The organism is Streptomyces sp. NPDC046465 (genome assembly GCF_040646035.1).
Taxonomy (GTDB): Bacteria; Actinomycetota; Actinomycetes; order Streptomycetales; family Streptomycetaceae; genus Streptomyces.
Genome location: NZ_JBEYZK010000009.1, coordinates 16,301 through 38,336 on the forward strand (window position 1 = coordinate 16,301; position 22,036 = coordinate 38,336).

Consider the following 22,036-nt stretch of genomic DNA (forward strand, 5'->3'; position numbering starts at 1 on the left):
CGGGCAAACATCGTGCGGGCTCGATCAACGTATCGAGTTAATGTCCCCCTCTTTCCTTGGTTCGAGGGGTGGAGCGGCCCTTAGTGTTCCTCTGGATCTGGACGGATTCCCGTTCCTCTGCCCCTTTCCTCCTCATCGCCCGAGGGCGCCCTTGTCGGCGCGCCCCTGCCCTGCCCAAGGAGAGCTCGCCACATGACCGTTGACTCGACACAGGAAGCTCCGTCGGTACCGCCCCAGCAGACCAGCCTGGGCACGAGGGCTGCCCGCAACCTCGCCTCCACGACCAAGTCCGCCCCGCAGATGCAGGAGATCACCTCCCGCTGGCTGCTGCGGATGCTCCCCTGGGTGGAGACCAAGGGTGGGGTCTACCGGGTGAACCGCCGGCTGACCTTCACCGTCGGCGACGGGCGCGTGGAGTTCATCCAGGACGGCGCCGACGTCCGGGTGATCCCGCGCGAACTCGGTGAACTGGCCCCGCTGAACGGCTTCGACGACGTGGACGTGCTCACCGCCCTCGCCGACCGGTGCGTCCAGCGCGAGTTCCGGGCCGGTGAGACGCTGGTCGAGCGCGGCGCGCCCGCGGACCGGCTGCACCTGATCGCCCACGGACGCGTCAGTCAGCGCTCCGTCGGCAGGTACGGCGACGAGGTCGCCCTGGACGTACTCGCCGACGGTGACCGCTTCGGGGACGACGCCCTCCTTGACGAGGACGCCCGGTGGGAGCAGACGGCGACCGCCGAGACATCGGGCACCCTCCTCACCCTGTCCCGCGCCGACTTCGAGTCGGTGCTGTCCTCGGCGCCGAACCTGCGTGAGCACGTCGAGGAGTTCAAGTCGCGCGCCGACCGCCGGCAGAACCACCGGGGCGAGGCGGAGATCGCGATGTCGGCCGGTCACACCGGCGAGCAGGAGCTGCCCGGCGCCTTCGTCGACTACGAGGAGAAGCCGCGCGAGTACGAACTCTCGGTCGCGCAGACCATCCTGCGCATCCACACGAGGGTCGCCGACCTCTACAACGGGCCGATGAACCAGACCAAGGAGCAGCTCCGGCTCACCATCGAGGCATTGCGCGAGCGCCAGGAGCACGAGCTGGTCAACAACCGCGAGTTCGGCCTGCTGCACAACGCCGACTTCAAGCAGCGCTTCCAGACGCACGCGGGACCGCCGACCCCGGACGACCTGGACGAACTGCTCTGCCGCCGCCGCGGATCCAAGTTCTTCCTGGCGCACCCCAAGACGATCGCGGCCATCGGGCGCGAGTTCAACGCGCGCGGGCTCTATCCCGACCACGTCGACCTCGGCGGCCAGCAGGTCCCGGCCTGGCGGGGCGTACCGATTCTGCCCTGCAACAAGATCCCCATCACCGAGGAGAAGACCAGCTCGATCCTCTGCATGCGTACGGGCGAGGAGAACCAGGGCGTCATCGGTCTGCACCAGACGGGTCTGCCGGAGGAGTACGAGCCCGGCCTGTCGGTCCGCTTCATGGGCCTCAACGAGCAGGCGATCACCTCCTACCTCGTCAGCACCTACTACTCCGCCGCCATCCTCGTGCCGGACGCGGTCGGCGTCCTGGAGAACGTGCAGATCGCCCGCTGGCCCAGCTGACGGCCGGGCCTGCGCGGCAGGTCGCGACGGCGTCCCGGTCCCGCGGGGCCCTCGCGTCCGCCCGGCAGGCCCCGGGACCAGTCGCCCACCCCATCAAGGAGCCATCGATATCAAGGAGTCATCGATGCCCGCGCCTGAGCCGACATCGCCGCAGTCGGGCCTGGAGGAGGCTGTCGCCGACCTCGCGGCGCACGTCCTCGCGGACGCCGCAGCCCGCGCCTGCGACATCACGGCCGCGACCGGCGGCCCGCCCTGCACGACCGCCGCGCCCGACCCTCCCCCACCCTCCTTGCCCGGCCCTCCCTCGCTCTCGTTGCCCGAACCGCCGTCACCGGACGCCGTCCTGGAAGCCGATCTGGAACAGGTCCTTCGGGGCCCCACGGGTCTCGGCACGGCGGGCCTGCGGCTGTTCCCCCGGCAGGAGACACCGGCGCTTCCTGAGCCGGAGCCCGCCCCGGCCATCGCTGCTGTCGAGGGGACGCCGATCCCCGGCCTCTACCACCACCCGGTGCCGGAACCCGACCCGGTGCGGGTCGAGGAGGTCAGCCGCCGGATCAAGGCCTGGGCGCTTGACGAGGTCAGCCTGTACCCGGACGACTGGGAGGAGGAGTTCGACGGCTTCTCCGTGGGGCGCTACATGGTCGGCTGCCATCCGGACGCCCCCACCATCGAGCATCTGATGCTCGCCACCCGTCTGATGGTCGCCGAGAACGCGGTGGACGACTGCTACTGCGAGGACCACGGCGGCTCCCCCGACGGGCTCGGCGAACGCCTGCTCCTCGCACACACCGCACTCGACCCCCTGCACACGACGCGGGAGTACAAGCCCGAGTGGGAGAAGTCGCTCCACTCGGACGCACCCCGGCGCGCCTACCGCTCCGCCATGGAGTACTTCGGCGAGATGGCCAGCGCCTCCCAGGCCGACCGGTTCCGGCACGACATGGCCCGGCTGCACATGGGGTATCTCGCCGAGGCCGCCTGGGCCAAGGAGGACCGCGTCCCCGAGGTGTGGGAGTACCTGGCGATGCGCCAGTTCAACAACTTCCGCCCCTGCCCCACCATCACCGACACCGTCGGCGGCTACGAACTGCCGGCGGACCTGCACGCACAGCCCGCCATGCAGAAGGTCATCGCGCTCGCGGGCAACGCGACGACCATCGTGAACGACCTCTACTCCTACACCAAGGAGCTCGACGCACCCGGCCGGCACCTGAACCTGCCCGTCGTGATCGCCGAACGCGAGGGCCTCTCCGACCGGGACGCCTATCTGAAGTCGGTCGAGGTCCACAACGACCTCATGCACGACTTCGAGACCGAAGCCGCGGCCCTGGCCGCCGCCTGCCCCGTACCGAACGTGCGGCGCTTCCTGCGGGGCGTGGCCACGTGGGTCGACGGCAACCACCACTGGCATCAGACCAACACCTATCGCTACAGCCTGCCCGACTTCTGGTAAGAGAATGGATTCATCTGTGACCAGCACCGAACTCACCGCCCCCGCCGCCGCGACCCCGCTGCGCATCCCCGGCCCGGCGACGCCCTACCAGGGGGACATCGCGCGCTACTGGGACGGCGAGGCCAGGCCCGTGAACCTGCGTCTCGGCGATGTCGACGGCCTCTACCACCACCACTACGGGATCGGTGAGGTCGACCGGACCGCGCTCGGCGACGCCGGGGACAGTGAGAGCGAGAAGAAGCTGATCGCCGAGCTCCACCGGCTGGAGTCGGCGCAGGCCGAGTTCCTCCTGGGCCAGCTCGGCGACATCGGCCGTGACGACACTGTGGTGGACGCCGGCTGCGGCCGCGGCGGCTCGATGGTGATGGCGCACCAGCGCTTCGGATGCAAGGTCGAAGGTGTCACGCTCTCGGCGAAGCAGGCCGACTTCGCCAACGGGCGCGCCCACGAACTCCGCATCCAGGACCACGTCCGCGCCCGCGTCTGCAACATGCTCGCCACGCCCTTCGACACCGGGCAGGCCGCGGCCTCGTGGAACAACGAGTCGAGCATGTACGTCGACCTGCAGGACCTCTTCGCCGAGCACTCCCGCGTCCTCAAGGTCGGCGGGCGCTACGCGACCATCACCGGCTGCTGGAACCCGCGGTACGGCCAGCCCTCGAAGTGGGTCTCCCAGATCAACGCGCACTTCGAGTGCAACATCCACTCGCGCCGTGAGTACCTGCGCGCCATGGCCGACAACCGCCTCGTGCCGCAGGCCGTCATCGACCTCACCCCCGACACGCTGCCCTACTGGGAGCTGCGCGCGACGTCGTCGCTGGTGACGGGGATCGAGGACGCGTTCATCAACTCCTATCGGGACGGGTCCTTCCAGTACCTCCTCATCGCGGCGGACCGCGTCTGACGCCGGCGGGAGAGGGGTCCGGCGGGTTCGCGTCCGCCGGACCACGGGGCAGCCGCGTCGCCCCCGCCGCCGCGAGAAGGCAGAAGCCGAGCACCCACCAGAAGGTGTCGCCGAACGCCGACGGGATGTCCGTGCCCCGCTCGGAGAGGCGGTTCTGCAGGACCACCGCGAGGGCGGCGGTACCCACCGAACCGCCCACTGTGTTCAGCAGGTTGAGCGCTCCCGACGCGCGCGGGAGGTGCTCGGGCTCGATGCGGCTGTAGACGATGTTCATCACGGGTGCGCCGATCATGGCCATGCCGACGCCGCGGACCGCGAGCGCCGCGATGGTCACGGCGTCCGGGGGCTCGTGGCCGAGCTGGGTGAACGGGACCGTACCGGCGAGGATCAGCACGATGCCGATGACCACCAGGGTGCGCGGGGCCACCCTGTCGATGGTGCGGTTGACCAGGACCGATCCCGCGGCGGCACCAAGGCCCTGGGGCGCGAGCAGCAGGCCCGCCTCCCACGCCGTGAGGCCGCGCCCCGTCTGGAAGTACAGCGGCAGCAGGAACGTCGTACCGAACACCGACGCGCCGAGGACGAGCAGCGCGAGCGCCGCGGCGCCGAACGGCGGCCGGGTGAACAGCCGGGGGTCGACCAGCGGGGTGGCGCGGGTGCGCAGCCCGTGCACCGTGAACCCGGCCAGCATCGCGATCCCCGCCGTCACACCGATCGTGGCGGGGACGGTACGGCCGTGGGCGACCTCGGTCAGCCCGTACACCAGCACGGCGAGACCGGGCGAGAGCAGCGCGGCTCCCCGCAGATCGAATGCCGTCCGCCGCGTCGACGGCGGTACGTCGGGTACGTGGCGGCGGGCGAGCAGCACCGCGATCGCGCCGATCGGCAGGTTGACCAGGAACAGCCACGGCCAGGACGCCATGCCGAGGATGGCTCCGCCGACCAGCGGCCCGAACACCGGTGAGAGCAGCGGGACGACGGCGACGACGCTGATCACCCGGCCGGTGCGGTGGCGTCCCGCGATGCGGGCGAGGAGTGCCTGCCCGGTCGCGGGAAGCAGTCCGCCGCCGAGCCCCTGGATCACCCGGAACACGATCAGGCTCGGCGCCGACCAGGCAAGGGCGCAGAGGACCGAGCCGAGCAGGAACACTGCCACGGCGGCGAGCCAGGTCCGGCGGCCGCCGAACCGGTCGGCCAGCCAGCCGGAGGCGGGCACGGCGGCGACGACGGCGAGCAGGTAGGCGGTGCTGACCCACTGGATGTCGGCGACGGAGGCGTCGAACTCCTCGGTGAGGCGGTCGATCCCGACACTGACGATCGTGGCGTCAAGCGTGGCCATGAAGGTGCCGAGCACCAGGATGAACGCGATCCGCAGCAGCTGTCCGTCCACCCGCTCGGCCGGTGGCGCGGCGTCCCCGGTCATCGGCCCTCCAGGAGGTCGCGGACGTCGGTGTCCAGGTGCTTGTCCAACGTGCGCATGACGTCGAGCAGTTCGCCGACGAGCCCGTCGACGTCCACCCCGGCCCGGTGCGCGAGCACGCCGGTCCAGCCGTCGCCTTCCGGCATGACCGTGAGGGTCACCGGGTGGTGGGTGGACTCGCGGAAACGAGTGCCGACGACGGTGAGGCCGGGGGCGGGTTCGCGGAGGCGGTCCGGGTCGACCGGGTAGTTCTCGAAGACCACCAGGCTGTCGAAGAGCCTGCTCCGCCCGGTCCGGCGCTCCAGGTCGGAGAGGGCGACGTGGTGGTGTTCCACCAACGCCCGCTGCCGGGACTGGAGATCGGCGAGCGTATCGGCGAGCGTGCCGTCGAGCCGGGCCCGTACCGGCACGGTGTTGGCGAGCAGCCCGACGATCTCCTCGACGCCCTCCAGCTCGGGCGGCCTGCAGGCGACCATGGCGCCGAAGCACACGTCGGTGCGCCCGGAGCGCCGGGCGAGCAGGACGGACCACGCGCCCTGGACCAGCGTGTTGCGGGTCAGGCCGCGCCGCGCGGCGAGGTGGGTGAGGTCGGCGACCAGTTCCGCGTCGAATGTGAGGAGCGTGGGTTCCTGCCAGGCCGGGCCGGGTTCGCCGTCGCTCAGGTAGTCGCCCTCGGGCAGCCCGGCCAGCTCGGCGGCCCAGGTGTCGAGGTCGGGCTCGTGGTCGGCGCGCCAGCGCAGGTAGTCGCCGAACGGTACGGGGGCGGGCAGTTCCGGCGCCGTACCGCGCAGCCGCGCCGTGTAGAGGTCGAACAGCTCGGTGAGCATGCGCGGGGCCGACCAGCCGTCGGAGAGTACGTGATGGCTGGTCATGACGAGGTCGGCGCGCTCGGCTCCGTCCCGGATCACGGTCAGGCGCAGGAGCGGTCCCCTGGCGAGGTCGAACTGCTCGGCCAGGTCGGCCGCGAGGACCTCCTCGGCGTCCCCGTCGACCACGCGGAAGTCCGGCCTCGGCGACTTGGGGATCACCGCCAGGTCGGCGGGGAAGACGGCGCCGAGGTTCGGGTGGCGGGCGACGAGGTCGGCGCCCGCGGCGTTCAGGGCGTCGGTGTCGAGCCGTCCCGCGAGGGTGAACGCCGACTGCACGGTGTACGGGTCGGGGCGCTCGGTGCGCGAGTGCCGCAGCATCACCTCCTGCAGCGGGGTGAGCGGCTGTACCCCGGCGATCGGCTGATCGCGGTCGAGCGCGCTGATCTCCGGTGCGGCGGCGAGGTGCAGGAGCGCGGCCCGCAGGCACTCGGCGAGGTCCTCGGCCTCCGCCGCGGTGAACAGTGCGGACGGCCAGGTGATACGGACCCCGAGCGCCTCGTCGCGCACCAGGGCGTTGACCATCAGGCTGTGCGGCAGGGGCAGCGCGTCGGTGCCGCCGGAGCCGAGCGGGCCTGCGTCCGGGGCCGGCTGCCACGGTGTCTCGCGGGACGGGGCGCCGGGGAACTGACCGAGGTAGTTCCAGGCGATGTCCGGAGCCACGTGGTCGAGGAGGCCCGCGGAGGTGAGGATGCCGTGCCCGAGAGCGTCGCCCTGGGCGCGCAGCCGCTCCCTGACCTCCTTGACGTCGTCGTCGGCGTGCAGCCGTACGGGGTGGACGGCGGTGAACCAGCCGACGGTCTGGGACAGGTCGACGTGCCGCGGCCGGCCGTGGCTCTCCAGCGCGACGAGCACCTCGGGCACGCCGCGCCAGGCCCGTACCGCGCGGGCGAGTGCGGTGAGCAGCACCGCGTCCGGCGTGCTGCGGTAGGCGGCGGGCAGGGTGGTGATCAGGGCGCGGGTCGTGCCCGCGTCGAGCCGGATCTCGTGGTGGCGTGCCGTCGCCACGGTGTCCCTTGCGGGGTCGAGCGGGCGCCCGGCGAGGGCCGGGGTGGCGGTCATCCGCTGCCAGTGCGGCAGTTCGGCCCGCCGGTCGGCCTCGCGCAGCGAGCGCGCCCAGCCGAGGAACGACTGGCCGTGCCGGGCCAGTGTGCCGCCTGCGTGGGCGTGCTCCAGGTCGTCGAGGAGGATGCGCCAGGACACGCCGTCGACGACCAGGTGGTGGGCGATCAGGACGAGCCTGCCGGGCCGGTCGGGTCCGGCGTCGAGCCAGAGCGCGCGCAGCAGCGGGCCGGTGCGCGGGTCCATCGACGCGCAGGCCGCGGCGGTGTGGGAGTCGAGCTGGGCGCGCGGGTCGTCCGTCGCCGGTATGCGGGTCAGGATGTCGGCGCCGGTCACCGCCCCGGCCGGCGGGATGTGCAGCGCGTCGTCGGTGAGGCGGGCCCGCAGGACGTCGTGCCGGGCCAGGACCGCGTCGAGCACGGTGTGCCAGGTCTCCTCGTCGCCGCCCGGCGGGACGCAGATCTCCGTCCACTGGCAGAACCCGGCGGCGGCGGTTCCCGCGCGGCGCAGCAGGTCCCGCATGATCGGGGTCAGCGGGGCGTCGCCGATGGCGGGCGCCTCACCGGCGTCGAGGGTGCGGGCGCGCGCCGCTATCCCGGCGACCGTGGCGCCCTCGAACACGTCGCGTGCGGTCAGGCCGAGCCCTTGGCGCCGGGCCCGCGAGACGACCTGCAGCGACACGATGCTGTCGCCGCCGATGGCGAAGAAGTCGTCGTCGGGGCCGATGGCGTCGGTGCCGAGGACGTCCCGGAAGACGCCGAGCAGCACCGTCTCGGCTTCGGTGGCGGGTTCGCGGCGCGCCGTGGTCACCGTCTCCGGGTCGGGCAGCGCGGTGGGGTCGAGCTTGCCGCTGGGGCTCAGTGGCAGCCGGTCGATGGGTACGAGGACCGTGGGGACCATGTGGTCGGGGAGTTCGTCGGCGAGGAAGGCGCGTAGCTGTGTGGTGTCCAGGTCGGCGTCGTCGGTCGGGATGACGTAGCCGACGAGCCGGCCCTCGCGCACGATCACGGCACAGGCCCGTACGTCGGGGTGGCCGGTCAGCGTGGACTCGATCTCGCCCAGCTCGACCCGGAAGCCGCGGACCTTGACCTGGTGGTCGACGCGGCCGAGGAAGACCAGTTGCCCGTCGGGCCGCCGGCGCACGAGGTCGCCGGTGCGGTACATCCGCTCGCCGGGCGGGCCGTACGGGTCGGCGACGAACCGTTCGGACGTCAGGCCGGGGCGGCCGAGGTAGCCGCGGGCGACGCTGGGCCCGCCGAGGTAGAGCTCTCCCGTGACGCCGTCGCCGGCCGGCTGGAGCCCGCCGTCGAGGACGTAGGCGCGGACGTTGGGGTCGGGGCGGCCGATCGGCAGCGGTCCTGCGTCGTCCGGGTCGTAGTGCCAGGTCACGGAGTTGATGGTGACCTCGGTCGGCCCGTACGCGTTGAAGAGCGCCCGGCGTCCGCTGCCCCAGCGCCGGGCCAGTTCGGGGTCGAGGCGCTCGGCGCCGACGACGAAGAACACGTCGGGGTCGACGGTGCGGTCGTCGGGCATGGCGGCCAGGAACGACGGCAGCAGGTTCACTCCGGTCACCCGGTGCTCGACGATGTAGTCGAGGAGTTCGTCGCCGGGGACGCGCACCTCCTCGGGGGCGATGACGGAGGTGCCGCCGGAAAGGAGCGGCACCATGGTCTGCCAGAAGGCGACGTCGAAGCTGGTCGAGGCGAAGTGCAGGTACCGGTCGTGCTCGGTGACGCCGATGACCTCTTCCTGCAGGGCGATCAGGTCGGGCACGCCCCGGTGGGTCACCCCGACGCCCTTGGGCCTGCCGGTGGTGCCCGAGGTGTAGATGACGTAGGCGAGCGCGTCGTCGGTGAGCCTGGCGCGGGCCTCGGCGGGGTCGGTGTCCGGGGCGGTGGCGAGCGTGGCCGGGTCGTCGAGGCGCAGGACGGGGATCTCGCGTGCGACGGGCAGTTCGGCGCCGGTCGTCACGACGGCGGCCGGTGCGATGTCGTCGAACATGTACGCGAGGCGCTCCTGCGGGTAGCTCGCGTCCATCGGCACGTACACCGCGCCCGCCTTGGCCACGCCGAACAGCGCGACGGTCATCTCGATGTCGCGGCCCAGCAGGACCGCGACCGGGTCCTGGGGCCGCACTCCACGCGCGATGAGCGCCTGCGCGAGGCGGTTGGCCGCCCGGTCGAGGTCGGTGTACGTGAGGCTGCGGTCGCGGCAGACGAGGGCCTCGGCGCCGGGCTTGCGGTCCACCCAGGCGGCGAACTCCGTCAGCCAGTGGCCGCGCGATGTGGCGGGCACGATCTCGGTGCCGGTGCGCAGAATGCGCGCCCGCTCCTCGGGGTCGAGCGCGGGCAGCCCGAGGGCGGGGCGTGCCGGGTCGTCGACGATCTCCTTGAGGAGGTTGTGCAGCCAGCGGCCGTAGTCGCGCACGGCGCTCCCGTCGAAGGCGCGCGGCTGGTAGCCGAGGCCGATGGTGATCTCGTCGTCGGGGATCACGATGACGGTCAGCGGGTAGTGCGTGGCGTCGGTGATGTCCACGCCCGCCAGGTCGAGGCCGGGGGCGAGCGGGGTGCGCTTCCTGCTGGACAGCGGGAAGTTCTCCATCACCAGCATCGTGTCGAAGAGTTCGCCGACGCCCACCGCCCGCTGGATCTCGGGCAGGCCCACGTGGTGGTGCTCGGCCAGCGCGACGCTCTCGGCGTGCACCTGTGCCATGAGGTCGGTCGCGTTCTGGTCCTGGGTGTGCCGGACGCGGACCGGGATGGTGGTGCCGAGCTGGCCGATCATCGACTCGACGCCGTCGACCTCGGCGGGCCGTCCGGAGACCGGGCAGCCGAACACGACGTCGCGGCGTCCGGTGAGCTTGCCGAGGAGGAGGCCCCACGCGGTCTGCAGGACGGTGGTCAGGGTGACGCCCTGTTCGCGGGCGAAGGTGCGAAGGCGGTCGCTGAACTCGCGGCCGAGGGCGACGGTTTCACGGCCGGGCCGCTCGACGCCGGTCCCGGCGCTCGCGGGGGCCAGGCGCGTCGCGTCGTCGACACCGGCGAGCGCGTCCCGCCAGGCGGCGAGCGCCACGTCGTGGTCCCGGTCCGCAAGCCACCTGAAGTACTCCGGAAGCGGCGGCGCCACGGGTGCTGCGGGTCCGCCGCTGAGCTCGGCGTAGAGGGCGAGCAGGGTGCGGCCGACCAGCGGCATGGACCAGCCGTCGAGCAGCGCGTGGTGGTTGGTGATCACCAGTTTGTGCTCGGCGGGTCCGACCCGGGAGAGCAGGAAGCGGATCAGCGGCGGGCGTGCCGGGTCGAAGGGGCGTTCCAACTCGGCGCGGGCGGCCTCGGGGAAGCGGTCGTCCTGCCGCCAGTCCAGGGCCACGTCGGCGGGGATCACCTGCACGACGTCGTCCCCGGCCGTGGCCAGGTACACGCGCAGGGCGGGGTGGCGGCGCAGGAGTTCGCGGGCGGCTTCGGCCATGCGGTCCGGTACGAGCTCGCCGACGAGGGTGGTCACGGCCTGTACGACGTAGACGTCGGCGTCCTGGTCGTCGCGGATCAGGGTGTGGAAGGAGAGCCCGACCTGCAGGGGCGTGGCGGGCAGGACGTCGATGACGCGGCCGGCGCGTTCGAGGGCGTCGATGGCGGGCTGGTCGAGGCCGACAAGGGGCAGGTCCGACGGGGTCAGCCCGCCACAGGTGTGGCGCGCGTGCTCGGCCAGCATGTCCAGCACCGTGGCCCAGGCGTCCTGCAGGGCCGTCACGGCGTCGGCGCCGAGCACCTCGGTGGCTGCCGTCCATTCGACGGCGAGCCGGGGTGTTTCGCCCTCGTGGACGAAGCAGTTGAGGGCGAGGATTTGTTCGAGTGCCTTGGCGTCGGGCTCGACCACCGAGAAGGCGTCGTGCTCCGGCAGTCGCCATCCGGTGCCGGGCAGCGAGGTGAACCGGCCGAGGTAGTTCAGCAGGACGTCCGGCGGCGGGACGGCCGTGAACTCGGCGCTGGTCTGCGGGTCGAGGTGGCGCAGGACCCCGTAGCCGATGCCGTTGCCGGGGACGGCGCGCCGGGCCTCCTTGGCCGCGCGCAGCACCTGTCCGACGCCGTCGGCGGCGGGCACGCGGACCGGGTACTCGCTGGTGAACCAGCCGACCGTGCGGGACAGGTCGAGGTGTTCGCGGCCGTGGCCCTCCATCGACACCGTCACCGCGTCGTCCGCCGGGCGCCAGGCGCGCAGGGCGAGCACGAGTGCGGCGAGGAGCACCTCGTCGACACCGGCACGGTAGGCGGCGGGCAGGGTGGTCAGCAGCGCCTCGGTCGCCTCGGGCGAGGCCACCGTGAGGGACCGGCGGGCGGTCGCCACCGTGTCCTTCGCCGGGTCGAGGGGGCGAGCGCCGAGGCGGGTGGCGGAGCCCAACGCGGTACGCCAGTGGTCGAGTTCACCGCGGCGTGCGCCGGACTCGCCCTGTTCGGCGAGGTGCAGGGCGTGGCGCCGCCAGGACGATCCGGCCGGCTCCGGCGTGCCGCCCGTGCAGGCGGCGTACAGGTCGGGGAGCAGGATGCGCCAGGACACGCCGTCCATGGCGAGGTGGTGCACGACGACGACCAGGCGGTCGGGGGTGCCGTCGCCGGTGCGGAGCAGGGCGGCGCGCAGGAGGTCGCCGGAGCGCGGGTCGAGTTGCCCGGCGAGGCGCCTGGCCAGGGCGGTCGCGTCGTCGCCGTGGACCTCGTCGACGACGGCGCGTACGGCGCCGCGGGGCAGGACCTCAAGGCCGTCGTCCGCGCGCAGCCGCAGCGCGTCGTGGTGGTCGAGCAGGGTCTGTACGCCCACGACCAGCTCGGCGTGGGCGAGTTCGTCGACGCGCAGGGCGGTCCACTGCGCGTACCCGGCGACGACGTCCACGTCCGGGTGGGGGTCGAGCAGGCCGCGCACGATGGGCGGCGCGGGTACGGGTCCCATCGGCTCGTCGACCGGCTCGGCGGCGTCCTCGACCAGGCCCGCGGAGGCGGCGAGCGCGGCGAAGCTGCGGCGGGCGAGGAGGTCGCGGGGCCGCAGCGCGAGGCCCTTGGCCCGCAGCCTGCTGCTGAGGGTGATGGCGGTGATGCTGTCGCCGCCGAGTGCGTAGAAGTCGTCGTCGACGCCGACCCGTTCGACGTCGAACACCTCGGCGAGCACGGCGCAAAGCAGCCGCTCCCGCTCGGTGCGCGGCTCCCGGCCGCCGCCCGCGGAGGCGGGGGCGGGCAGGGCGGCGCGGTCGAGCTTGCCGTTGAGGGTGAGGGGGAGGGCGTCGAGGACCACAACGGCCGCGGGCACCAGGTGGTCGGGCAGGTGCGTGGCGAGGCGGGCGCGGACCGCGTCACCGGTGACGTCTCCGGTGGCGGAGGTGGCGGAGGTGGCGGAGGTGGCGACGACGTAGCCGACCAGGCGGGAGGAGCGCACGGTGGCGGCCGCCGCGGTGACTCCGGGGACCGCGCCGAGTGCGGCCTCGACCTCGCCTGTCTCCACGCGGTGGCCGCGGATCTTGACCTGGCCGTCGCCCCGGCCCAGGTATGCGAGGCCCCGGCCGGGCACCCAGCGGGCCAGGTCTCCGGTGCGGTACATGCGCCGGCCCGGCGCGCCGAAGGGGTCGGCGACGAACCGTTCGGCGCTGGCACCGGGGCGGCCGAGGTAGCCGCGCGCCAGGTGCGGTCCCGCCAGGTACAGCTCGCCCGTCCGGCCGTGCGGCACCGGCTGCAGCGCGCTGTCGAGGAGGTAGCCGCGGGTGCCCGCGAGGGGGTGGCCGATCGTCGGCTCGTCGCCTTCGATGCGTGCGGTGGCCGCGTCCACGGTCGCTTCGGTGGGCCCGTAGATGTTGCGCGCGGCGATGCCGGAGTCGCGCACGCGCCGCCACAGGGCGGGCGGGGTGGCCTCGCCGCCGAGGACGAGCAGCGTCGGCCCGCGGTCGAGGAGGCCGCCGTCGATCAGCGGCGTGGCCATCGACGGCGTGGTGTCCACGATGTCGATGCCGTCGCGGGCGTACGCGGCGAGCAGGGCGTCGGCGTCGCGGATGGTCTCGGCGTCGTAGACGTGCAGTTCGTGGCCGCACAGCAGCCACACCAGGTGGTCGAAGGCGGAGTCGAAGGCGAACGAGTAGGTGTGGGAGGCGCGCAGCCGTCTGCCCGCGGCGCGCTCGGCCTCGGCGACGACGGTGGACCGCTGGTGGTGCAGGAGCGATGCCAGGCCACCGACCCGGCCGAGGACGCCCTTGGGGCGACCGGTCGAGCCGGAGGTGTGGATCACGTAGGCGAGGTGCTCGGGGTGGCGGGGCGCGGCCAGTTCACCGGCTGTGAGCGGCGCTGCGGAGAGTGCGGCGGCCTCGTCGAGCAGGGTGTTCCACGGCAGTCCTTCGACCGCGTCGGTGGCGCTCAGAACGAGGGCGGGGCGGGTGTCGTCGAGCAGGTCGCGCAGCCGCTCGGGCGGGTACGCGGTGTCCAGGGGCAGGAACGCGGCGCCCGCGTCGAGGACGGCGAGCAGGGCGACGACGGAGTCGGCGGAGCGCGGCAGGGCCAGCGCCACGACGTCGTCGGGGCCGAGCCCCCGGGCCCGCAGCGCGCGGGCGATCCGGTGCACCCGGTCGGCCAGTTCGGCGGCGGTCAGCCGGTCGTCGCCGCAGATCAGGGCCGGGTGATCGGGGCCGTCGGCGACCATCGCGTCGAACGCGGCCGGTACGTCGACCGGGGTGCCGGGCAGGGCGGGCGGGCACCAGTCCGCGAGGAGGCTGTCCACGTCGTCGGTGAGGGCGATCCGCCCGACGGGCTCCCCCGCGATCAGGCCCGAAAGGAGGGCCCGCACCCCGGTCAGCAGGGCGTCCACGGAGGCCTGGTCGTTGGTCCGCGCGTCGACCTCGAAGCCGAGCAGCAGTCCGCCGTCCCGGGCGGGCAGGACGCTGAGGCCCATGTCCTCCGGCGGGCCGCCCGCGACGTTGCGCATCACGCCGCTCGCTCCGGCGAAGTCGAGGGCCAGGTCGAAGGCCTTGAGGTTGATCCCGCGGCCGTGCAGCAGCGCGCCCGCGCCGGGCACGCCGAGGTCGCGGGGCAGGTCCTCGCCCCGGTAGTGCTGGTGGTCGCGCATCTCCTTCATCGCGGTGGCGACGCGGCGGCTCAACACGCCCAGCCCGTCGCCGGGTTCGACGCTCACACGCATCGGGAGGACGTTGACCGCCATGGCGGGGGTGCGCAGTTCGACCGATCCCGCGCGGCACATCAGCGGCAGCGCGAACACGACGTCGGTGCGGCCCAGCATGCGGTGCAGGAACGCGGCGTAGCCGGCGATGAGTGCCTCGCCCCAGGTGACGCCCTGCTCGTCGGCGAAGGCGCGCAGCCGGTCCGTCTCCTCGGCAGAGAGGGCGGCGCGGGCGGTCAGGGTCGCGTCGGGAGCGCCGGCGGCGGCGTCGCTCTCGCCGAGGTCGGGCAGCGGGGTGAACCGTTCGACCCAGTACGCGCGGTCCTCGGCGGCCCGGTCGCTCTCCCGGTAGGCGCGGTCGGCGGCGACGAAGTCGGCGAAGCCGCCGAAGGTCGACTTCCGCGGTGCGGTCCCCTGTACCAGGGCGGTGTAGCGGGCGGCGGTGCGGCGGGCGAGCATCGCGGCCGTGTAGCCGTCGAAGACGAGGTGGTGGCCGAGTTGGGTGTACCAGACCTCGCGGTCGGAGAGCCGGATGACGGTCCGCGCGTACAGCGGGCGGTCCACCATCCCCTTGCAGGCCTCACCGGCCCGCGCCCGCTCGGCGTCGACGAGCGCGTGGGCGGCGGCGACGGGGTCGGGCGCGCCGCTGACGTCGACCACCTCGGGCGGTGCGACCGGGTCCTGACTCACCGTCTGGCGCGGCCCGTCGGGGGTGTCGTGCACGCGCAAGCGCAGGGTCTCGGCTTCCTCGGTGGTCGCCCGGACCGCCTCGGCCAGCGCGTCGACGTCGACCGGTGTGTCGCCGGATATCTCCACCACGTCGCCGACGACGTAGTACGGCGAGTCCGGCTCCAAGCGCTGCGCGTTCCAGATGCCCACCTGGGCGCCGGTCAGGGGGAGCGGGCCGTCCGAGGAGACGCTTGCGGTGCTCAACTCATTCTCCTTGCAGTGTGGGGACGACCATCGGCGTATCGGTCACCGGGTCGGGGACGATGACGCTCGGCAGATCGAAGACGTCCTTGATCAGCGCGGCGTCCACGATGTCCGTGGGGTCGCCCTCGGCGGCCACCCGGCCGTCCTTCATGGCGACGAGGTGGTCGGCGAAGCGGCACGCCTGGTTGATGTCGTGCAGGACGGCGATGACCGTGCGGCCCTGGTCGCGCAACCGGGCCAGCAGGCCGAGCAGTTGGTACTGGTGGGTGATGTCCAGGAAGGATGTGGGTTCGTCGAGCAGCAGGTAGGGCGTCTGCTGGGCGAGCACCATGGCCATCCAGACCCGCTGCCGCTGTCCGCCGGAGAGCTCCTGCACCGGCCGGTCGGCCAGGTCGGTGACGCCCGCGGCGGCCATCGCCTCGGTGACGGCCTTCTCGTCGTCCGCCGACCAGAGCGCGAGGAGCGACTGGTAGGGGAACCGTCCGCGGCCCACCAGTTGGCGGACCTTGATGTCGTCGGGGGCCTGTGGGTCCTGCGGCAGGAAGCCGAGCTGCTTGGCCAGGGCCTTGGCCGGGTAGGCGCTGACCTGGCGGCCGTCGAGCTCCACGTGTCCGCTGTCGGGGCGCAGCAGGCGTACGAACGCCCGCAACAGGGTCGACTTCCCACAGCCGTTGGGGCCCACGATGGCGGTGAACGCGCCGTCGGGGACGTCGAGGCTCAGCCGGGTGGAGACCACCCGGTCTCCGTAGCGCAGGGTGATGTCCCGCGCGGTCAGGCGTGCGGTCATGCGCGCCTCACCTCCTTGGTCAGCAGCCAGATCAAGTAGCAGCCGCCGATCGCGGTGCTCACCACGCCCACGGGCAGCGCGACGGGGGCGAGGAGCATCTGGGCGATCAGGTCGGCGCCCAGGAGCAGCACCGCGCCGGTCAGTGCGGCGGGGAGCAGGGGGACTCCGGCGGCGCCGGCGAGCCTGCGGCCGATCTGCGGGGCGGCGAGCGCGATGAACGCGATCGGTCCGGCCACCGCGGTCACCGTGGCCGTGCAGCCGACGCCGACCAGGACCATGACGAGCCGCAGCCGGTCGAGGCCGACCCCGGTGGTCACCGCGACGGCGTCGCCGAGCGAGGCCTGGTGCATGGCGTGCGCCCGGGTGGCCATCAGGACGAGCAGCACGGCGATCACCGTGAACGGGATCGTCAGGTCCTCCCAGCCCACGCCGTTGAGCGAACCCGCGCTCCAGCCGACCGCGGCGATCGCCACCTCCAGGTCGGCGCGCAGCACGATCCACGAGTTGACGGCGGTCACCATCGCGTTGACCGCGATGCCGATGACGACGAGGCGCAGCCCGGAGAAGCCCCGGTCGAACGAGAGCAGGTAGATGGCGGCCGCGACGACGAGGCCGCCGAGCGCCGAGCCGACGGCCAGTTGGGCGGAGGTGCCCGACAGGACGGTGATGGCGACGAGGGCGCCGGTGTAGGCGCCCGCGTCGAGGCCGATCACGTCCGGACTGCCCATCGGGTTGCGGGTGAGGTTCTGGAAGATGGCCCCGGCCACGCCGAGCGCGGCGCCGAAGACCAGTGCGGCGAGCACGCGGGGCAGCCGCCAGTCCGAGATGACGACGGAGGGTTCGCTGCCGGTGAGCGCGGCGAGCACCTCATCGGGGGTGGACCAGGACGCGCCGTAGCACAGTCCGGTGAAACCCAGGGCGAGCATCAGGGCGGCCAGCACGGCGACGAGTACCACCGTGCGACGTTCGGCCCGCAGTCCGAGTACGTTCACAGCGACCCCGCTCCGTAGCGGCGGACGGCCCAGATGAGCATCGGGCCGCCGAGGAACGCGGTGACGACGGCCACCGGCACCTCGCCGGTGGTCAGCAGCACCCGCGAGCCGATGTCGGCGATCAGGAGCAGGATCGGGCCGAGGACCATCGAGTAGAGGATCAGCCACGGGACCGAGCCTCCGGCGGGCTTGCGGACCAGGTGCGGCACGATCAGTCCGACGAACAGGATCGGTCCTGCCACCGCCGTCGCCGCCCCGCTCAGCACGGTGATCAGGACCAGTGCGGCGGTCCGTACGCGGACCACGCCCGCGCCGAGGGTCCGCGCCACGTTCTCGCCGAGGGCGAGGGCGTTGAGCGCCCTGCTCAGCAGCAGCGCGCCGAGCAGGGAGACCCCGATGGCGGTCAACGGCAGGGCCAGCGGCGCCTGTTCGCGGGACGCGAGCGATCCGACCGACCAGAACCGGTAGACGTCGAAGGTGTCGGGGAGCATCAGGCGCAGGCCGAGCGAGACGCCGCCGAGCACCGCGGTCAGGGCCACTCCGGTGAGCACGAGGCGCAGCGGCGAGCGGCGCCCGACCGCGGCGACGAGCAGCGCGGCGAGCACCGATCCACTGATCGCCAAGGCGAGTTGGCCGGACTGTCCCGCGGCCAGGCCGAGGCCCGATCCGACGGTGATGGCGAACCCGGCGCCCGCGGTGACACCGAGGATGCCGGGCTCGGCCAGCGGGTTGCGGGCCAGCGTCTGGATCAGCGCGCCCGCCACCGCGAGGGCGGCGCCCACCGCGACGGCGAGCAGCGCGCGGGGCGCCCGGACGTCTCGCACGATGACGTGGTCGTCGGTGCCCCGGTAGTCGAGGAGCGCACGGACGACCTCGGCGGGCGAGATGTGCCGGGCGCCCACGCCGATGCTCAGCACGGCGATCACCGCGAGGAGTGCGACTCCCCCTATGAGCAGGCCGATCCGCGGGCCGGGCCGCCTGGTTCCGACCGCATCGGGGGCGCGGCCCGCGACGGTCACCGCTTCAGGAGAGGAGCGAGCGACGTGTCGATCGCGTCCAGCGTCTGCATGGCCTGCCCGTAGGTGGCGGCCTCGGTGTAGCGGATCGGGTAGGTCTTGCCCGCCTTGACGGCGGGCAGGTTCTTCCAGAGCTTGGATTCCATGACGTACTTCACCGGCTGCGGGACGCTGCCGTCGGCGTTGACGGAGTACGTGATGGCGTCGGCGGTGCCGAGCGCGTCGGGCAGCTCTTCGAGGGAGGGGTACTCGCTGACCGCGCGCGAGCCGGGGCCCTTCTTCTTGACCTTGCCGTAGTACTTGGCGCCGACGTCCTCGGCGATGTTGGTGCCCCAGGAACGGCCGAACTCGCGCTGCCAGGTGCCCTTCGCGCTCTCGCCGTACGCGCCGACGTGGCCCAGCTTCAGCTTCGGGAGCACGTTCTTGTACTTCTCGGCGAGCTTCGCGGCCTTGGCCTCGTACGTGTCCTGTATCGCGTCGAACTTCTTGAGCGCGCCCGCGGCGTCGGCCTGCTGACGGGACTGCTCGCGCCACATGGACGGCACGGTCGGGCCGATCGCCACCACCGGGGCGATGGACTCCAGGCGCTTGACGTCGATGTCGCCGAGGACCGGGGCGGGGACGCCGATGACGATCAGGTCGGGCTTGGCCTCCGCCACGGCCTCGTAGTTGGTCTCGGCCGCCTGCTCGCCCGCCACCTTGGGGAGCTTCTCGTACGTGGCGAGGTCCTGCTTGCTCATCATGGGCTCGCCGCGCTTCCACGACGAGACGCCGACCAGCGGCGCGTGTGCCTCGATCATGACGGGCACGGCATAGCCGGTGGCGACCACACGCTTCGGGTCCGACGGGATCTTGATCTTGCCGTTGTCGGCGGCGAACTCCCGGGTCCCGCCCTTCCCGGAGTCGTCCGACCCGCCGTCCGACGAACCGCAACCGGTGAGGGCCAGGGCCAGCGCCACGGCTCCTATCAGACCCGACGATCTGCGTATGGACATTCTTTCGCTCCCTGCTACTTAGGTAAGGCTCACCTTAGTTGATGATCCTTCTCGCTCCGGCCACCCGGGTCGGTCAGTGGTCGTCTTCGTCGAAGTCGGCGATGCCGCGTTTCCAGTAGCCGGTGATGTCGTGGTCGGCCTTGCCGAGCCCCAGGACGTCGCGGACCCACCGGCGCAGGGGCTTGATCTGCCCCGCCTCACCGGCGACCCACACGTACGCCCGCTCGCCCGTCGGCACCGTCACCGCGGTCACGGCCCGCTCCAACGCGCCGCCGGTGCCCGCCGGGAGGCCGTCCCGGTGCAGCCAGTGCACCTCGAAGCCCTCGGGCGCGGACAGCTCGATCTCCTCGGCGGCGTCGGCGACCTCGATGAAGGCCCAGCCCCGCGCGGTCCGCGGCAGCTCCTCGAGCCAGCGGGCGATCGCGGGCAGTGCCGTGATGTCGCCCGCGAGGAGGTAACGGTCGTACGTGTGCGGGACGATCAGGCCACCGGGCGGCCCCGCCAGGTGCACGACGGCGCCCGGCTCGACCTCGTGCGCCCAGTCCGACGCGAGTCCGCCGTCGTGCGGGACGATGTCGATGTCGATCTCGCCGGTCGCCGGGTCGTAGCGGCGCACGGTGTACTCGCGGGAGGTGGGAGCGGGCCGCGGCCAGCGCAGCATCGCCCCGTTCCGCTCGGGCAGCCGCAGTTCACCGTCCGCCTCGGGGAAGATGAGCTTCACGTGCTCGTCCGGCGCGTGGGCCTCGAATCCCTCGGTGCCCGCACCGCCCAGGGTCAGCCGCAGCAGCCCCGCGCCGACCATCGCCGTGCGCACGACCTCGGCCTCCCGGATGCCGATGGGATAGCCCACCTTCTCGGCGTGCAGGCCCGCCCGGACCTCCGCGATCCGGTCCAGGTGACGGTGCCGGTGGTCGACCCTGGTCATGCGGCACGACCCGTCAGGAGCTCCGTCCAGTGGCCCAGTTCGGGCTGCTCGGCCAGGTCGGGGAATTCCAGCGCGGTCGCTCCCGCGGTGCGCCACCGCTGCACCAGGCTCATGATCCGCACCGAGTCCAGGCCGAGGTCGAAGAGGTCCTCCCCCGGCACGATCTCGGCGGGATCGCAGTCGAGCAGCTCCGCGATGTCGGCGCGGACGCGCTCGGGCGTCAGGGTCTGGCTCATCGATGGCTCTCCTTCGAGACGGGCGCCGACGGCGCGATCGACGCGTCGGCGGGGACGGTGGTGATGCCGACGCCAGTGATCGGCGGCGCATGCGCGCAGCCCGGTGAGGCGTTCGCCCTGGAGGGAGAGGGGATGAAGCCCACGCCGCACGGCAGCGCCGACTCCACCCCCGCCACTACTCAGGGAAGGCTAACCTAACCTAACCATGAAGGTGGCGTGAAAAGGGGAGGCGGGTCAAGGGACCTCCCTCGACCCGCCCGTTGACCGCGGCAGCCGTGCGCCGCACCGTCACGCGCCCTCCGACACATCCAGCTCGCGCAGCGCGTTCTCGACGACCTCGGTCAGCGCCGGGTGGATCCACAGCGGGCGCTCGGCGACCTCCCGTGCCGTCAGACCGAAGGTCATGGCGAGGACGAGCGGCTGGATGAGAGTGGCGGCCTGCGGCCCGAGCACGTGCGCGCCCAACAGCCGCCCCGAGGCGCGGTCCGCGAGCACCTTGCAGAATCCCTGGGTGTCCTCCAGCGCCCAGCCGTACGCCACGTCCTCGTACCGGCGCGAACCGACCACGTACTCCCGGCCCTGCTCGCGGGCCTCCTGCTCGGTGAGCCCCACCTGGGCGATCTGCGGGCGGGCGAACACGGCCGCGGGCACCACGTCATAGGACATCGAGCGCGGCTCGTCGGGGTGCAGGAGGTTGTGGGCCACCACCTCGCCCTCGCGGTTCGCCACGTGCTTCAAGGGCGGCCCGGGGATGATGTCACCCAGCGCCCAGACCCCGTCGGCACTGGTGCGCAGCTGCGCGTCGACCTCGATCAGGCCGTCGTCGTCACAGGTGATGCCCGCCCGGTCCAGGTCGAGCCGGTCACTGTTGGGCTCGCGGCCCACGGCTACGAGCAAGGTGTCCGCCTCGATCACCGAACCGTCGTCGAGGGTCAGCCGCAGCTCCCCGGGCCGCCCCTCCATGCGCACCAGTTCACGGCCGAGCCGCAAGTCGTACGTGGGGCGCACGATGTCGGTGAAGGCGGAGGCGATCGACTCGTCCTGCTCGGCGAGGAGCCCGTCCTGCTTCTCGACGACGGTGACGGAGGCGCCCGCCGAGTGGAAGACGTGGGCCAGTTCGGCGGCGATGTAGCCGCCGCCGAGCACCACCAGACGTCCGGGCACCTCGTCGAGGCGCATCACGGTGTCGGACGTCTCGTAGGGCAGCCCGGAGTCGGTGACCACGGGCGGGACCGCGGGGCGGCCTCCCGCGGCGACGACGAACCGGTCCGCGGTGACCGACGACGTTCCCTCCGCGGTCTCCACCAGGAGCTCGCGCTCGCCGGTGAAGCGGGCGCGCCCGCGGTACACGGTCGTGCGGTCCGACGCCCGGCGGCTCTTCTCGCCGTCCCGCGCGACGGCGTCGAGCCTTCCGAAGACCCGCTCCCGCACGGCCGGCCAGGAGACTCCGTCCAGCGTCGCCCGTACGTTGTGCCGACCCGACTCCCGGACGCCGTCCGCCACCTCGGCCGTCACGGCGAGCATCTTGCTGGGAATACAGCCCGCGTTGAGGCAGGTGCCGCCGAAGGGGCCCTCCGCCACGAAGGCGACGTCCAGATGCGAGAAGCGGTCGTCGATCAGTGCGTTGCCGGTGCCCGCGCCGAGGATGACAAGATCATGGTGTGGCATATGCGGAGCGTATCCAGATATGCCCTCGACACAC

General features: G+C 72.8%; 12 protein-coding genes. 3 read left to right on the top strand and 9 right to left on the bottom strand.

Annotated elements, in window-relative coordinates:
* Window positions 1-192 precede the first annotated feature (192 nt).
* The 3 genes from ABZ953_RS15510 (at window position 193) to ABZ953_RS15520 (ending at window position 3,962) form a co-directional block, all read left to right on the top strand.
* On the top strand, window positions 193-1,605 hold the full coding sequence (locus ABZ953_RS15510; protein ID WP_361722818.1) for a family 2B encapsulin nanocompartment shell protein: 1,413 nt from the start codon (window positions 193-195) through the stop codon (window positions 1,603-1,605).
* Between the two features lie 124 nt (window positions 1,606-1,729).
* On the top strand, window positions 1,730-3,058 hold the full coding sequence (locus tag ABZ953_RS15515; RefSeq protein WP_361722821.1) for a family 2 encapsulin nanocompartment cargo protein terpene cyclase: 1,329 nt from the start codon (window positions 1,730-1,732) through the stop codon (window positions 3,056-3,058).
* Window positions 3,059-3,074: 16 nt separating this feature from the next.
* Window positions 3,075-3,962, top strand: a complete 888-nt coding sequence (locus ABZ953_RS15520) for a geranyl diphosphate 2-C-methyltransferase (RefSeq protein ID WP_361722824.1) — start codon at window positions 3,075-3,077, stop codon at window positions 3,960-3,962.
* On the opposite strand, the gene ABZ953_RS15525 is transcribed toward ABZ953_RS15520, so the two are convergent.
* From ABZ953_RS15525 to ABZ953_RS15565, 9 genes are all read right to left on the bottom strand, one after another.
* Window positions 3,940-5,385, bottom strand: coding sequence for an MDR family MFS transporter (locus tag ABZ953_RS15525; RefSeq protein ID WP_361722827.1), 1,446 nt, complete (start codon window positions 5,383-5,385; stop codon window positions 3,940-3,942). The two genes, ABZ953_RS15520 and ABZ953_RS15525, sit on opposite strands and share 23 nt — an antisense overlap.
* Entirely contained in the window at window positions 5,382-15,383 is a 10,002-nt protein-coding gene (locus ABZ953_RS15530) for an amino acid adenylation domain-containing protein (protein WP_361722830.1), read from the bottom strand. The genes ABZ953_RS15525 and ABZ953_RS15530 overlap by 4 nt, the downstream gene beginning before the upstream one ends.
* Before the next feature lies 1 nt (window position 15,384).
* Window positions 15,385-16,170, bottom strand: a complete 786-nt coding sequence (locus ABZ953_RS15535; RefSeq protein ID WP_361722833.1) for an ABC transporter ATP-binding protein — start codon at window positions 16,168-16,170, stop codon at window positions 15,385-15,387.
* A complete protein-coding gene (locus tag ABZ953_RS15540; protein ID WP_361722836.1) occupies window positions 16,167-17,162 on the bottom strand; it encodes an iron chelate uptake ABC transporter family permease subunit in 996 nt (331 codons plus the stop codon). Before ABZ953_RS15540 ends, ABZ953_RS15535 begins: the two co-directional genes overlap by 4 nt.
* Window positions 17,159-18,181, bottom strand: coding sequence for an iron chelate uptake ABC transporter family permease subunit (locus ABZ953_RS15545; protein WP_361722839.1), 1,023 nt, complete (start codon window positions 18,179-18,181; stop codon window positions 17,159-17,161). The genes ABZ953_RS15540 and ABZ953_RS15545 overlap by 4 nt, the downstream gene beginning before the upstream one ends.
* Complete coding sequence (locus ABZ953_RS15550; RefSeq protein ID WP_361722842.1) at window positions 18,178-19,173, bottom strand: ABC transporter substrate-binding protein; 996 nt, start codon at window positions 19,171-19,173, stop codon at window positions 18,178-18,180. The genes ABZ953_RS15545 and ABZ953_RS15550 overlap by 4 nt, the downstream gene beginning before the upstream one ends.
* A 73-nt stretch (window positions 19,174-19,246) precedes the next feature.
* Complete coding sequence (locus ABZ953_RS15555; protein WP_361722845.1) at window positions 19,247-20,098, bottom strand: siderophore-interacting protein; 852 nt, start codon at window positions 20,096-20,098, stop codon at window positions 19,247-19,249.
* Entirely contained in the window at window positions 20,095-20,334 is a 240-nt protein-coding gene (locus tag ABZ953_RS15560) for a phosphopantetheine-binding protein (RefSeq protein ID WP_361722848.1), read from the bottom strand. The genes ABZ953_RS15555 and ABZ953_RS15560 overlap by 4 nt, the downstream gene beginning before the upstream one ends.
* A gap of 288 nt (window positions 20,335-20,622) precedes the next feature.
* Window positions 20,623-22,002 carry a mycothione reductase gene (locus ABZ953_RS15565; RefSeq protein WP_361722851.1) on the bottom strand — a complete coding sequence of 460 codons (1,380 nt, stop codon included), beginning with the start codon at window positions 22,000-22,002 and terminating at the stop codon, window positions 20,623-20,625.
* Between the last annotated feature and the right edge of the window lie 34 nt (window positions 22,003-22,036).